The following is a 13,820-nucleotide window of genomic DNA, read 5'->3' on the forward strand; positions in this document are numbered from 1 at the left end:
GGCGATGCGGGTTGTGTGAGCCGCGTGCCTGATGGGCCGTGGGCTGGGTGGCTGATCTGGACCGAACCGGTAGTGGGGAACTTTCTCGACCTATCGATCGGTCCCAGCTATTCGCGAGGCGAAGGCTCCACAAAAGCCATCGTCATGCTGGAAACCCGCTCGTCCCACGCCAATCGCCTGGGATCATTGCACGGCGGGTTTCTGGCGGGCTTTGCAGATCACGCCTATTTTGCGGGCCTTGTGGCCATGGGTCGCCCGGAACAGGTCGGGGCTGTGACGGTTGACCTGTCCATGCAATATTGTGCGGCAGGCAAAGTTGGGCCGCCCGTGCAAGCGGAGGTCGAATTGCTCCGTGAAACCGGGCGGCTGATGTTCATGCGCCTGACTATCTGTCAGGATGATGGGCTGATTGCGTCTTCGACGGCAACCTTGGGCAAGGCGCCATCCCCCAAATGAGCAGCGTGATCGAGCGATATCGCGCGCTTGTCGCGGCGGGCGAATTGCGCGCTGATTTCGATCAGGAGGCCGCTGCCCGTCGCCTGGATGCTCTTCAAAAGGAGCTGGAAGCGGCTCCGCCACGCGGCTCGACCTTGTGGAAGCTGCTTCGTAAGGCGCCCGAGCCGCCGCGCGGCCTTTATATGTGGGGTGGAGTAGGGCGCGGCAAATCGATGCTGATGGACCTGTTCTTCGATACGGTGAGGATCCACCGTAAGAAGCGCGCCCATTTCCACGAATTCATGCTCGACGTTCATGCGCGGCTGGCCGAAGCGCGCAAGGCGGAGAAAGGCGATCCGATCCCCCCCGTCGTGGAATCGCTGGCGGAAGAGGCCCGGCTGCTCTGCTTCGACGAGATGGTCGTCAACAATATGGCGGACGCCGCGATCATGTCTCGCCTTTTTGCCGGCCTGCTCGAGCAGCGCGTGACGATCGTCACCACATCCAACCGCGAGCCGGACGAACTCTACAAGAATGGCCTCAATCGCCAGCTTTTTCTGCCCTTCATTGACCTGATCAAGGAACGGCTGGACGTCATGACCCTTAACGGTCCGACCGACTACCGGCTCGATCGACTGGGCGACGCCAAGCTGTGGCATGCGCCCAATGGCCCAGAGGCGACCAAGGCGCTGTCCGAAGCCTTCTTCCGTCTCACGGACTATCCAGTGGAAAATCGCGCGAAGGTTCCTGCAGAAGATATTGCCGTCCAGGGCGGACGGACGCTGCACGTGCCTAAAAGCTTGAAGGGTGTCGCGGTTTTTTCTTTCAAGCGTCTGTGCGCCGAAGCGCGGGGCGCGCCCGATTATCTGGCTATCGCGCGGCGGTTCCACACCGTTATCCTGGTCGGCATTCCGGTGTTGGGACCGGAAAACCGCAATGAAGCTGCGCGTTTCGTGACGCTGATCGATGCGCTTTACGAGTATAAGGTGAAGCTGCTTGCGGCGGCCGATGCTGAGCCGGCACGGCTCTATCCGGAAGGCGATGGCGCATTTGAATTCGAGCGCACAGTGTCCCGGCTGATGGAAATGCAGTCGGATGATTATCTGGCCCTCGGCCACGGCCCGAAATAGACTTTTTCACCTTCTGATCGCATGCCCATGCATTGGCAGCCTGCTTGGAAATAGCCCGGACGCTCCCCCCGATGGGAAGCGTCCGGCAGGTGGCCGCTGCGGGAAGGGCGATGCGCCAGGGTAGGAGCGCATGCGGACAGGGGCGAAACAGCCACTAATGCAACTGCGAATGAATTGCAAAGATAAATTGGGCGAAGCGTGTTTCGTAGGTTGAAACGGCAGGGATAAGGGCTTAAGCGGGCGGCAATTCCATATATCCGTGCTTGGAGGATGATTGCATATGGCCCGTAAGAAGATCGCGCTCATCGGCGCTGGTAACATCGGCGGTACGCTCGCGCATCTCGCTGCTCTCAAGGGTCTGGGCGATGTCGTCCTCTTCGACGTGGTCGAAGGCGTGCCGCAGGGCAAGGCGCTGGATCTGTCGCAGTGCGGCCCAGTGGAAGGCTTTGACGCAAAGATCACGGGCACCAATGACTATGCCGACATCAAGGATGCCGACGTTATCATCGTCACCGCCGGTGTCGCTCGCAAGCCGGGCATGAGCCGCGACGACCTGCTGGGCATCAACCTCAAGGTCATGAAGGCGGTGGGCGAGGGCATCAAGAACAATGCCCCGAACGCCTTTGTCATCTGCATCACCAACCCGCTCGACGCAATGGTTTGGGCGCTGCGCGAATTTTCCGGCCTGCCGCATAACAAGGTCGTCGGCATGGCGGGCGTTCTCGACTCCGCGCGGTTCAGCCATTTCCTGGCTGAAGAATTCCAGGTGTCGGTGAAGGAAGTGAACAGCTTCGTGCTGGGCGGTCATGGCGACACCATGGTCCCGGTCGTCGAATATTCGACCGTTGCGGGCATTCCGATCCCTGACCTTATCAAGCAGGGCCGTTCGACCAAGGAGCGCATCGACGCGATCGTGCAGCGCACCCGCTCCGGCGGTGGTGAAATCGTTGCCCTGCTCAAGACCGGTTCGGCCTTCTACGCGCCCGCGACCAGCGGCATCGCCATGGCGGAAGCGTATCTGTTCGACCAGAAGCGCCTGCTGCCCTGCGCCGCGAACCTGACCGGCCAGTATGGCGTTGACAATCTCTATGTCGGCGTGCCCGTGATCATCGGCAAGGCTGGCGTCGAGCAGATCGTTGAAATCGACCTCAATGACGAGGCCAAGGCAAACCTTCAGGTTTCTGTCGATGCCGTCAAGGAATTGCTCGAAGCCTGCAAGGGCATCGATTCTTCGCTCGCCTGAGCTTCAAGAGCTGCACCAGCATGTCCCAGGTGAGTGCGCAGCCTGGGGCAAGCTGCCTCCACATGAAGTGCCACGTCCACGGAATGCAAAGGGACTGACATGTCCATTCTGGTGAACAAGAACACCAAGGTCATCACCCAGGGTATGACCGGCGCTACCGGCACCTTCCATACCGAACAGGCGCTTGCCTATGGCACGCAGATGGTGGCCGGCGTTACGCCCGGCAAGGGTGGTTCGAGCCATATCGGCCTGCCGATGTACGACACGGTTGCGGAAGCCAAGTCGAAGACCGGCGCTGACGCTTCGGTCATCTACGTTCCGCCGCCGTTCGCTGCGGATTCGATCCTTGAAGCGATCGATGCCGAAATCCCGCTGATCGTATGCATCACCGAAGGTATCCCGGTGCTCGACATGGTGCGCGTAAAGCGCGCCCTGTCTGGCAGCAAGTCGCGCCTGATCGGCCCGAACTGCCCCGGCGTCCTTACCCCCAATGAGTGCAAGATCGGCATCATGCCCGGTTCGATCTTCTCCAAGGGTTCGGTCGGCGTTGTATCGCGTTCGGGCACCCTGACCTATGAAGCCGTGTTCCAGACCACCAATGCGGGTCTGGGTCAGACCACTGCGGTCGGCATCGGCGGCGACCCGGTCAACGGCACCAACTTCATCGACGTGCTGGAACTGTTCCTGGCTGACGACGCAACCGAATCGATCATCATGATCGGTGAGATTGGCGGCGACGCGGAAGAACAGGCCGCCCAGTTCCTGATCGACGAAGCCAAGCGTGGTCGCAAGAAACCGATGGCTGGATTCATCGCTGGCCGCACGGCGCCTCCGGGTCGCCGCATGGGCCATGCCGGCGCGATCGTGTCGGGCGGCAAGGGTGACGCGGAAAGCAAGATCGCTGCCATGGAAGCGGCCGGCATCAAGGTTGCTGCCAGCCCGTCTGAGCTTGGCTCGACGCTGGTGGAAGTGCTGAAAGGCTAAGCCAGAGCAGGCAAGGCGACCGGGCTGCACCCCGGTCGCTCGTTACCCCGCTCCGCGACTGCACGCGGTCGGCATGGGACGCATGAAATGGGTTACGAGAACCAGGATTTTGAGGCTGAGCGTGGACCTAGCTGGGCACGCTCCAACTGGCCGCTGACGGACACGGATGACCTGACCGGCGCCCTTGATCCGACGCAGATGCAGGTGGCTGTGAAGGCGGCTGCCAAGGCAGCGGGCAAAGCGGTTTCAGATGCGGACGCGGTCAGCGCCGCTGATGATGCGATCCGCGCGCAACTGCTTATTCGGACCTATCGCGTGCGCGGGCATCTGGCGGCGAATCTCGATCCCTTAAGCCTTACGCATCGTGATCTGCCCGCTGACCTGACGGCAGAATATCACGGTCTGCATGACCTTGAGAAAAAAATCTATCTTGGTGGCACCCTGGGGCTGCAATATGCGACCGTGCGCGAGATCGTCGCGATCCTGCGTGCCAATTATTGCGGCAATGTCGGCCTGGAATATATGCACATTGCCGATGTCGAGGAACGCCGTTTCCTGCAGGACCGGCTGGAAGGCAAGGACAAGGAGATCCACTTCACGCCTGAGGGCAAGAAGGCGATCCTGTCCAAGGTGATCCAGGGTGAGCAGTACGAAAAGTTCCTGGGCCGCAAATATGTTGGCACCAAGCGTTTCGGCCTGGATGGCGGCGAATCCATGATTCCCGCGCTCGAAGCGATTATCAAGCATGGCGGCGCGCTGGGTGTTCGCGAAATCGTATATGGCATGGCCCATCGTGGCCGTCTGAACGTCCTGGCCAATGTAATGGCCAAGGGCTTCCGTGTTATCTTCCATGAATTCTCTGGCGGCACTGCCAATCCTGAGGATGTCGGCGGTTCGGGCGACGTCAAATATCATCTTGGCACCTCCACCGATCGCGAGTTCGACGGCATCAAGGTCCACATGTCGCTGGTGCCCAACCCGTCGCACCTGGAAACAGTCGATCCGGTTGTCCTGGGCAAGGTGCGCGCGCAGCAGACCTTCCGTGACGATCTGAACAAGCATGAGCAGGTCCTGCCTGTGCTTATCCACGGCGACGCCGCCTTTGCAGGCCAAGGCATCGTGTGGGAATGCCTCGGCTTCTCGGGCGTGTCTGGCTACAATACCGGCGGTTGCATCCATTTCATCGTCAACAACCAGATCGGCTTCACGACCTCGCCGCAGTTTTCGCGCGGGTCGCCCTATCCCAGCGATGTGGCGAAGGGCGTTCAGGCGCCGATCCTGCACGTCAATGGCGATGATCCGGAAGCCGTGACCTTCGCATGCAAGCTGGCGATCGAATATCGTCAGACCTTCCATCGCGATATTGTCATCGACATGTGGTGTTATCGCCGCTTCGGCCATAATGAGGGTGACGAACCCAGCTTCACTCAGCCGCAGATGTACGCGAAGATCCGCCAGCACCCCCCTGTCAGCGACGTTTATTCGGCGCGGCTCAAGGCGGAAGGCGTGGTTGACGATGATTTCGTGAACAAGGTGACAGGCGACTTCGTCAACCATCTTGAGGAAGAGTTCGAGGCCGCGAAAAGCTATAAGGCCAACAAGGCGGACTGGTTTGCCGGGCGCTGGTCGGGCCTGCATAAGCCCGCCGATGCCGAAACCGCGCGCCAGAATGTGGAAAGCGCCATCAGCCAAAAGCTGTTCGACAGCCTTGGCAAGACGCTGACCACGGTTCCCGAAGGACTCAACGTCCACAAGACGCTGAAGCGCGTGATCGAAGCCAAGGCCGAGATGTTCAAGAACGGTGTGAACTTCGACTGGGCGACCGGCGAGGCGCTGGCATTCGGCTCGCTGCTTTCGGAAGGCTATGGCGTCCGCCTGTCGGGGCAGGACTCAGGCCGCGGCACTTTCAGCCAGCGTCATGCCGTCTGGGTCGATCAGGACAGCGAGAATAAATATATCCCGCTCTCCACCGTTCCCCACGGCCGCTTTGAGGTGCTGGACTCGCCGCTTTCCGAATATGGGGTGCTTGGTTTCGAATATGGCTTCGCGCTGGCGGATCCCAAGAGCCTGGTGCTTTGGGAAGCCCAGTTTGGCGATTTCGCCAACGGTGCTCAGATTGTGTTCGATCAGTATATTGCATCGTCCGAGACGAAGTGGTTGCGCTCCAACGGCCTCGTCTGCCTGTTGCCGCATGGCTATGAAGGGCAGGGGCCGGAACATAGCTCGGCCCGTCTGGAACGCTTCCTCCAGCTTTGTGCGGAGGGGAATATCCAGGTCGCGAACATCACGACGCCCGCTAATTATTTCCATGTCCTGCGCCGTCAGATGCTGCGGTCTTTCCGTAAGCCGCTGATCATCATGACGCCCAAGTCGCTTCTTCGTCACAAGCTGGCGGTCAGCAAGGCGGAGGACTTCCAGGGAGATACCCACTTCAAGCGTATCTTGTCGGATCCCAACGCAGCGGACGATCGCGAAACCCGTCGTCTGGTTCTCTGCTCGGGCAAGGTATTCTACGACCTGCTCGAAGCGCGCGACGCGGCGGGTGACAAGGATGTTCAGATCGTTCGTATCGAACAGATCTACCCCTTCGCAACTGAGGCGCTGGCCACCCGTATCAAGCGGATGACCAACCTTGAAGACGTAGTCTGGTGCCAGGAAGAGCCGCGCAACAACGGTGCCTGGTTCTTCGTCGAACCTTATATCGAGGAAGCGCTGGCGCAAGCTGACAAAGCGCCCATGCGCGCCCGCTATGCCGGTCGAAAGGCTGCCGCGTCGCCCGCTACTGGCTTGGCGAAGCGCCATGTCGCCGAACAGGGCGCCCTCGTCGCCGATGCGCTGGGTCACAGCGTTCGTGAAGAAATCCGCCGCCAGAAGAAAGGCTGAGACAGCTTATGGCAACCGAAGTCAAAGTCCCCACCCTGGGCGAATCCGTCACCGAAGCAACTGTCGGCCAGTGGCTCAAGAAACCGGGCGAGGCCGTGAAGGCAGACGAGCCGATCGTAAGCCTTGAAACCGACAAGGTCGCTGTCGATGTGCCAGCGCCGGTCGCGGGCACGCTGGGCGACATCATTGCCAAGGAAGGCGACACGGTAAACGTCGGCGCGCTGCTGGCAATGATCAACGAAGGCGCGGCCACCACAACGGCGCCAGCGGCTGCGCCGGCCCCCGCCGCAAAGGCGGAAGCAGCGGCGCCGGCACCGGCCGCATCGGCACCCGCCGATGAGGAAGAAGGTGGCAATCTGACCCTTTCGCCCGCTGTGCGGCGGCTGGTGCTGGAGCATGGCCTTGATCCGAGCAAGATCAAGGGCACCGGCAAGGACGGTCGCCTGACCAAGGACGATGTCATGGCCGCCGTCGCTGCGGGTACGGCAAAGGCGAGCGCATCGGCTGCCGCGGCGGCACCTGCCGCCGAAGCACCGGCAGCGGGACCCAGCCGCAAGCAGGAGCGCGTCAAGATGACCCGCTTGCGCCAGACCGTCGCCAAACGCCTCAAGGAGGCGCAGAATAACGCAGCGCTGCTCACCACCTATAATGACGTCGACATGACCAACGTCATTGAGGCGCGCGCGAAGTACAAGGACCTGTTTGAAAAGAAGCATGGCGTTCGTCTGGGCTTCATGGGCTTCTTCACCAAGGCGGTCTGTATGGCGCTTCGGGATATCCCCGGTGTCAACGCGCAGATCGAAGGCGATGAGATAGTCTATAACGACTTCGCCGACATCTCGGTCGCGGTGTCGGCACCCAACGGGCTCGTCGTACCGGTGATCCGCAATGCGGAGAGCCTGAGCGTTGCCGATATCGAAAAGACGATCGGCAGCTTCGGCAAGAAGGCCAAGGAAGGCACGTTGACGATGGAAGATATGAAGGGGGGCACCTTCACCATCTCCAACGGCGGCGTCTTCGGCTCGCTGCTGTCGAGCCCGATCATCAACCCGCCGCAGTCGGCTGTTCTGGGCCTTCATCGGATTGAGGACCGCCCAGTCGTCCGCAATGGTGAGATCGTCATCCGTCCGATGATGTATCTGGCGCTCAGCTATGACCATCGCCTGATCGATGGCCGTGAAGCGGTGACATTCCTCGTCGCGGTGAAGAATGCGATCGAAGATCCGACCCGCCTGCTGATCGATCTGTAAGGCCCGCCCTGTCTTCCCGTTCGGGCTGAGCCTGTCGTAGCCCCGTCCTTTCCGCGTGAGGGACAAACAAGAAGCAAGCCCTTTGACAGGCTCAGGGCGGACGGAGATTGTTATGGCAGACTTCGATTATGACGTCCTGGTGATCGGCGCGGGGCCGGGCGGCTATGTCGCGGCGATCCGTGCCGCGCAGCTGGGACTCAAGACCGCCTGCGCCGAAAGCCGCGAGACGTTGGGCGGCACCTGCCTCAATGTCGGATGCATTCCGTCGAAGGCGCTGCTGCATGCCTCCGAGCTTTATGAGGAAGCAGCTGGCGGAGCGCTCGCGAAGCTGGGCGTCAAGATCGACAAGATGAGCCTCGATCTCGACACGATGCAGGGCCAGCGCAAGGATGCGGTAAAGGGGTTGACCGGCGGCATCGAATTTTTGTTCAAGAAGAACAAGGTCGATTGGCTGAAAGGCCTTGCCAGCTTTACTGGTCCTAACACGGTCGAAGTCGCGGGCAAGTCCGTCACTGCCAAGAACATCGTCATCGCCACCGGATCCTCGGTAACGCCACTTCCCGGTGTTGAGGTGGACAACAAAAAGGGCGTGATCGTCGATTCTACCGGCGCTCTTGAACTGGACAAGGTGCCAGGCCACCTCGTTGTTATAGGCGGCGGCGTCATCGGTCTGGAATTGGGATCGGTCTGGCGCCGGTTGGGCGCGAAGGTCACGGTCGTGGAGTTCTTGGACCAGATTCTGCCGGGCATGGATGGGGAAGTTCGCAAGGAAGCGAACAGGATATTCAAGAAGCAGGGCTTTGAATATAAGCTCGGCACCAAGGTCACGGGTGCCGAAGCGCATAAGAAGGGCGTCACGCTGACGGTGGAACCAGCGGCTGGGGGCGATTCGGAAACGATCGAAGCGGACGTGGTGCTGGTGTCGATCGGCCGCCGTCCTAATACGGATGGCCTGGGTCTCGACAAGATCGGCCTGGAGCTGAACGCGCGCGGCCAGATCGAGACCGATCATGACTTTGCGACCAAGGTTCCTGGCGTATGGGCTGTTGGCGACGTAATCCCGGGGCCAATGCTGGCGCACAAGGCCGAGGATGAAGGCATCGCTGTTGCGGAGAACATCGCTGGGCTGACCGGAATCGTGAACCATGGTGTGATCCCGTCGGTAGTTTACACCAGTCCTGAAATCGCTGGCGTTGGCCTGACGGAAGAAGCCGCCAAGGAGCGTGGTCCGGTCAAGGTAGGCAAGTTCCCCATGTTGGCGAACAGTCGCGCCAAGACCAATCATGAATCCGATGGTTTTGTGAAGGTGATTGCCGATGCCGAGACGGACAAGGTGCTGGGCATCTGGGTGATCGCGAAGGTTGCGGGCACCATGATCGCGCAGGCGGCGCAGGCGATGGAGTTCGGCGCATCGAGCGAGGACATCGCCTATACCTGCCACGCCCATCCCACGCATAGCGAAGCGATCAAGGAAGCCGCCATGGCGGTGATGGGCAAGCCGATCCATATGTGATCGCTGACCGCTACTTGATCGAGATGAAAGGGTCGCCTCAGGGCGGCCCTTTCTGTTTCACGCGCAGGCTGTTTGGGTGGGGGCTGAGCGATCGGGCGCGGGCCTTGAAAGGGCGCGCCGAACGCACACACGGTTGCGACCGCGCGACTTCGCTTCATAAAGCGCTTCGTCTGCGCGGGCGATGGCGTCGTGGATCGAACTATCACTGCGCTGCACCGTGGAGAGGCCAAAGCTGGCGGTCAGCGCACGATCGATTTGCAGCTTTGCCGCCACTGTCTGCGTAAAGCCGACGCGTAAATCGTTGGCGATTTCCGCTGCGTGAGCGGCATCGACGCCAGGCAGGAACAGGACGAACTCCTCGCCGCCGAAGCGGGCTGCGATCGCGCCCGCAGGAGCGGCCCCGGTCAGCAACTGTGCGAGCGTGCTGATCACTGAGTCCCCAACCGCGTGCCCATGTTCATCGTTGACCAGCTTGAAGTGATCGATATCGCAGACGACCAAGCTGCCCCCAGGCTGTCCTGCGGCCTCGATTTTGGATACCGCATCATCGAATCCCCGGCGGTTCAACAAGCCGGACAGGGGATCCACCATCGCTTCGCGTTGATAACGACCAAGCAGATCGATCACCTGGGTCGCCAACGCGGATAGTGCGAGAAACAGACCGAATACGCATGCAAGCGCCTGCATTAGATAGGCGTAGGAACTGGTGAAAAAATCACCATCAGCGGCGATTGTGAGCGGTATCGTGCTGCCGCGAAGAAAATTATCCAAGGCGGTAAGCGCCGCCGCCGCGAAAAGTGCGCGATCAGCACTGCCGTCCAAATGGCCCTTTGCCGCGATGAGGGGCAGGGCGATCAGAAGGAAGCAGCCGAAATCGGACGCGACAAGCTCCAAGGGCAAATTACCGATACTATTGGCCAGGATGCAAAGCAGTATTGAGCTGCCCCAGATCGCCAGTCGCGCCGTCAAAAGCCAGGAAGGGCGCCAGCGTTGGAGCAGCGCCTGGCTGAACAGCAGAAAACCAGTGGCAAAGAGAAGATCCGCGATAATACCCCAGACAGGCATCGGCATCGCCGCGAATCCCATCGGTGCCGAAAAGCCGCCAGCCACGCAAAAGAAGGCCGCGCTCCACCAGCCTGCCGCGCGCACATTCCATCCCCAGACGATCAGGAACATGACGCCGAAGCTCGCCATCATGACCGGCAGAAAGAAAGCGAAATTCTCGCCCATGCTGGCTGACTTTCATCTGCTGTTGCGAGTGGAGCAGGCGCGGGCCGGCCGTCGAGAGCGCGGTATAAGTCCTGCGTTAACAAATACTTCCAGAATCGACCAGATGTTGATCCGTTATGGATCAAAGGCGGGCGTAGAGATCAACGGGACCAGTTTTGCAGGAGCGGCGCCAACTCGTCGAAATGATGGATGACTGCGTCTGCCTGCAGTTCTTCGACGGGCCCATCAAGGAATCCGAAGCTGACGGCTATGCTGGGGATACGGGCGTTGCGTGCGCCCGCGATATCGTTGATCGTATCGCCCAGGAAAATGGCGCGGCCACCACCAGCGCGCGCGATCATCTCATGAATAGGGGCAGGGTCAGGTTTCGACACGCCCAATGTATCGCCGCCTATGACACTTGCGAAGCGGTTGGACAGACCGATCTGATGAAGCAGCGGGATCGTGAAGCGTTCCGCCTTGTTCGTGCAGATGGCGAGCTTTGCCCCCGCCCGTTCCAGCGCGTCCATCGCGGCCACCAGGCCTGGATAGGGGACCGAGTAGATCGCCAGATTTTGCTCGTAATAATCCAACAGTATCGGCAGCAACTTTGTCAGCAAGGCGTCGTCATAGCCACCCGACGCTGCTAGCGCGCGTTCCAGCATGGCTTTCGCGCCCTTGCCGACAAAGGGTCGGATCGCATCCACCCCAAAGGGGGAGCGTCCATCAATGGCGATCGCGTAATTCACCGCAGCCGTCAGGTCGCCGCTGGTATCGAGCAAGGTGCCGTCAAGGTCGAACCCGACAATATCAAATGGGATGCTGGTCATTGGCGGCTCATGCCGTCTGGGCGGTGGCAAAAGCAAGCCAAACGTGGCAGATAGCGGCGAGATTTGTCGATCTTTCACAGGAAGAAGAGGACGCGATCCGCCGTGACCGCCACCCGCCCACTCGCCGTTATCATCCTTGCCGCAGGCCAAGGCACCCGCATGAAGTCTACCAAGCACAAGGTGCTGCATCCGGTGGCTGGCCGGCCAATGTTGTTGCACCTGCTGAGCAGCATCGCTGAACTCAAGCCGGAGCGACAGGTCGTGGTGGTCGGCGCTGGCCGGGAGCAGGTGGAGGCGGAGGTGTCTGGCACTGGAGCGGTGATCGCGGTGCAGGACCAGCAACTGGGGACGGGCCATGCCGTGGCGCAGGCGCATGATGCGCTCGCCGGTTTTGCTGGTGACATATTGATCCTCTATGGTGACGTGCCTCTGGTGCGGCCTGAGACCATGCGAGCGATGCTGGACCGACTTAATCAGGGGGATGACCTGCGTGCTGTAGTCCTGGGGTTCCGTCCTGAGGATGCTGCCGCCTATGGACGGATCATCACCTCAGGCCAGGGCATCATCGAGAAGATGGTCGAGTATAAGGATGCCAATGCGGACGAGCGCGCCGTTACCTTGTGCAATTCGGGCCTGATGGCTGTGCGATCGACCGACCTGTTCGTGCTGCTCGACCAGATTGGCAACGATAACGCGGCTGGCGAATATTATCTGCCCGACGTCGTCATGCTGCCCGGTGCCCAGAGTGCGGTCATAGAGGCTGAGGCATGGGAAGTCGCGGGGGTTAACAGCCGCATGGAACAGGCAGTCGTTGAGGCCGCCTGGCAGGACCGGCGCCGCAGCGAAGCGATGCGCGACGGAGCTACGCTCGTCGCGCCGGAAACGGTGTTTTTCGCCTATGATACGGTGCTGGGTCGCGATGTTCTGATCGAACCCAACGTTGTGTTCGGGCCGGGGGTCACAGTTGCTGACAATGTGGTCATCCACGCCTTTTCTCACCTTGAAGGGACGACCATTGATGCGGGGGCGGAGATCGGTCCCTATGCGCGGCTACGTCCCGGAGCAAAGATTGGGATCAATGCGAAGGTTGGCAATTTCGTCGAAGTGAAAAAGGCGGAATTGGGTGAAGGCGCGAAGGTCAATCACCTGTCTTATATAGGCGACGCCAGCATCGGCCCGCGCGCGAACATCGGCGCGGGCACGATCACATGCAACTATGACGGCTTCTTCAAATATCGCACAGAGATCGGCGCCGGGGCCTTCATAGGCTCCAACAGCGCGTTGGTTGCGCCTGTCAGGATCGGTGAAGGCGCCATTGTTGGTGCGGGCAGCGTCGTGACGAAGGCGGTGGAGGCCGACGCCCTTTGCCTCGTGCGCCCCGCGCAGGAGGCAAAGCCGGGTTGGGCGGCGCGCTTCCGCGTCCACATGCAGGCGCGAAAAGCGGCCAAGTGACCCATCTGCTCCGCCGCCCAGGCTGCGTCTGGGCGTTACTCATTCCCGTGTTGTTGTCGCTCGGCTTCGTCCTGTGGCTCTTTAGTAATGCGCGCGCGATGCCAGTCGTGCGGCGCGCGGAAATAATGCTTCCTTACCCCGCCGATGCGGAGCAGCGGCCGGTGACAGTGGTGTTGATAACCGACAGCCATCTGTCAGGGCCGGACAACAGCCCGGAAAGAATGGCGCGTATTGTGCAGCAGGTGAACGGCCTAAAGCCCGATCTCGTCCTGCTCGGCGGTGATTATATCGGTGATCGCAAGGGCGGCGCGACCTATGGCCCGGCCGCGAGCATAGCGCCCTTTGCGGCTTTGCAGGCGCCGATGGGGGTGTTGGCGGTTCTGGGCAACCATGATGCTCGGCGTCACGCTCGGATCGGTCGTAATCAATGGCGTCAGCTGTTCGATCGCATCGGTATTCAGTTGTTGATGGACCAGGCTGTCCGCCGAGGGCCGCTGGTGATCGGCGGGTTGCGCGACATCTACACCGGACGCCCGGATATTCCCGGTACCTTGCAGGCTATGGAGGCGTTGGGCGGGGCGCCGATTGTCCTGTCTCACGGGCCTGACGTTTTTCCGGCTCTGCCCGACAGGCGGCTGCTGGCGCTGGTGGGGCATACCCATTGCGGTCAGGTTGCGTTTCCTTTTGCAGGCATCATTTATGTGCCGTCCCGCTTCGGTACGCGATATGCCTGCGGCACGTTTCGCGAGCGTGCGAAATCAATGATTGTATCCGCGGGAATCGGCACCAGCGGGTTGCCGATCCGTATGCTTTCACCGCCGGATGTATTGCTCGTGACAATTCGTCCAGAATGATACTGGCCCCTGTCGCTGGATTGTCGATCGTGCCATA

The 13,820-nt window shown here is 60.7% G+C and carries 11 protein-coding genes; 9 read left to right on the top strand and 2 right to left on the bottom strand.

What is annotated here, in order from left to right; translation table 11 throughout:
* Positions 1–24: 24 nt before the first annotated feature.
* The 7 genes from K663_RS05335 (at position 25) to lpdA (ending at position 9,438) form a co-directional block, all read left to right on the top strand.
* Complete coding sequence (locus tag K663_RS05335) at positions 25–456, top strand: PaaI family thioesterase (protein ID WP_083535958.1); 432 nt, start codon at positions 25–27, stop codon at positions 454–456.
* Positions 453–1,565 carry a cell division protein ZapE gene (gene zapE, locus K663_RS05340; protein WP_062115043.1) on the top strand — a complete coding sequence of 371 codons (1,113 nt, stop codon included), beginning with the start codon at positions 453–455 and terminating at the stop codon, positions 1,563–1,565. The genes K663_RS05335 and zapE overlap by 4 nt, the downstream gene beginning before the upstream one ends.
* A gap of 280 nt (positions 1,566–1,845) precedes the next feature.
* Positions 1,846–2,808, top strand: a complete 963-nt coding sequence (gene mdh / locus K663_RS05345) for a malate dehydrogenase (RefSeq protein WP_062115047.1) — start codon at positions 1,846–1,848, stop codon at positions 2,806–2,808.
* 99 nt (positions 2,809–2,907) lie between these two features.
* Entirely contained in the window at positions 2,908–3,792 is an 885-nt protein-coding gene (gene sucD, locus K663_RS05350; RefSeq protein ID WP_062115050.1) for a succinate--CoA ligase subunit alpha, read from the top strand.
* Between the two features lie 87 nt (positions 3,793–3,879).
* The gene (locus tag K663_RS05355; protein WP_062115053.1) at positions 3,880–6,675 is read left to right on the top strand and encodes a 2-oxoglutarate dehydrogenase E1 component; all 2,796 of its coding nucleotides are present in this window, start codon (positions 3,880–3,882) and stop codon (positions 6,673–6,675) included.
* An 8-nt stretch (positions 6,676–6,683) separates the two neighbouring features.
* Positions 6,684–7,925: a 2-oxoglutarate dehydrogenase complex dihydrolipoyllysine-residue succinyltransferase gene (gene odhB, locus K663_RS05360; RefSeq protein WP_062115056.1), complete on the top strand. Its 1,242-nt coding sequence runs from the start codon at positions 6,684–6,686 to the stop codon at positions 7,923–7,925.
* 112 nt (positions 7,926–8,037) lie between these two features.
* A complete protein-coding gene (lpdA, locus tag K663_RS05365) occupies positions 8,038–9,438 on the top strand; it encodes a dihydrolipoyl dehydrogenase (protein ID WP_062115059.1) in 1,401 nt (466 codons plus the stop codon).
* A 57-nt stretch (positions 9,439–9,495) separates the two neighbouring features.
* On the opposite strand, the gene K663_RS05370 is transcribed toward lpdA, so the two are convergent.
* Both K663_RS05370 and K663_RS05375 read right to left on the bottom strand, forming a co-directional pair.
* Complete coding sequence (locus K663_RS05370) at positions 9,496–10,668, bottom strand: GGDEF domain-containing protein (protein WP_062115062.1); 1,173 nt, start codon at positions 10,666–10,668, stop codon at positions 9,496–9,498.
* A gap of 140 nt (positions 10,669–10,808) precedes the next feature.
* The gene (locus K663_RS05375) at positions 10,809–11,477 is read right to left on the bottom strand and encodes an HAD-IA family hydrolase (RefSeq protein WP_062115065.1); all 669 of its coding nucleotides are present in this window, start codon (positions 11,475–11,477) and stop codon (positions 10,809–10,811) included.
* Between the two features lie 159 nt (positions 11,478–11,636).
* Here K663_RS05375 and glmU point away from each other — a divergent pair, with 159 nt between their 5' ends.
* Together glmU and K663_RS05385 are read left to right on the top strand one after the other, a co-directional pair.
* Positions 11,637–12,929, top strand: coding sequence for a bifunctional UDP-N-acetylglucosamine diphosphorylase/glucosamine-1-phosphate N-acetyltransferase GlmU (gene glmU, locus K663_RS05380; protein WP_235589527.1), 1,293 nt, complete (start codon positions 11,637–11,639; stop codon positions 12,927–12,929).
* Positions 12,926–13,783: a metallophosphoesterase gene (locus K663_RS05385; RefSeq protein WP_062120391.1), complete on the top strand. Its 858-nt coding sequence runs from the start codon at positions 12,926–12,928 to the stop codon at positions 13,781–13,783. Before glmU ends, K663_RS05385 begins: the two co-directional genes overlap by 4 nt.
* Positions 13,784–13,820 lie beyond the last annotated feature (37 nt).

It is taken from the genome of Sphingobium sp. MI1205 (assembly GCF_001563285.1).
Classification (GTDB): domain Bacteria; phylum Pseudomonadota; class Alphaproteobacteria; order Sphingomonadales; family Sphingomonadaceae; genus Sphingobium.

Coding starts and splice junctions, on each gene's coding strand:
- zapE (WP_062115043.1), top strand. CDS start 453: ATGAGCAGCGTGATCGAGCGATATCGCGCGCTTGTCGCGGCGGGCGAA.
- mdh (WP_062115047.1), top strand. CDS start 1,846: ATGGCCCGTAAGAAGATCGCGCTCATCGGCGCTGGTAACATCGGCGGT.
- sucD (WP_062115050.1), top strand. CDS start 2,908: ATGTCCATTCTGGTGAACAAGAACACCAAGGTCATCACCCAGGGTATG.
- K663_RS05355 (WP_062115053.1), top strand. CDS start 3,880: ATGGGTTACGAGAACCAGGATTTTGAGGCTGAGCGTGGACCTAGCTGG.
- odhB (WP_062115056.1), top strand. CDS start 6,684: ATGGCAACCGAAGTCAAAGTCCCCACCCTGGGCGAATCCGTCACCGAA.
- lpdA (WP_062115059.1), top strand. CDS start 8,038: ATGGCAGACTTCGATTATGACGTCCTGGTGATCGGCGCGGGGCCGGGC.
- K663_RS05370 (WP_062115062.1), bottom strand. CDS start 10,668: ATGGGCGAGAATTTCGCTTTCTTTCTGCCGGTCATGATGGCGAGCTTC.
- K663_RS05375 (WP_062115065.1), bottom strand. CDS start 11,477: ATGACCAGCATCCCATTTGATATTGTCGGGTTCGACCTTGACGGCACC.
- glmU (WP_235589527.1), top strand. CDS start 11,637: ATGAAGTCTACCAAGCACAAGGTGCTGCATCCGGTGGCTGGCCGGCCA.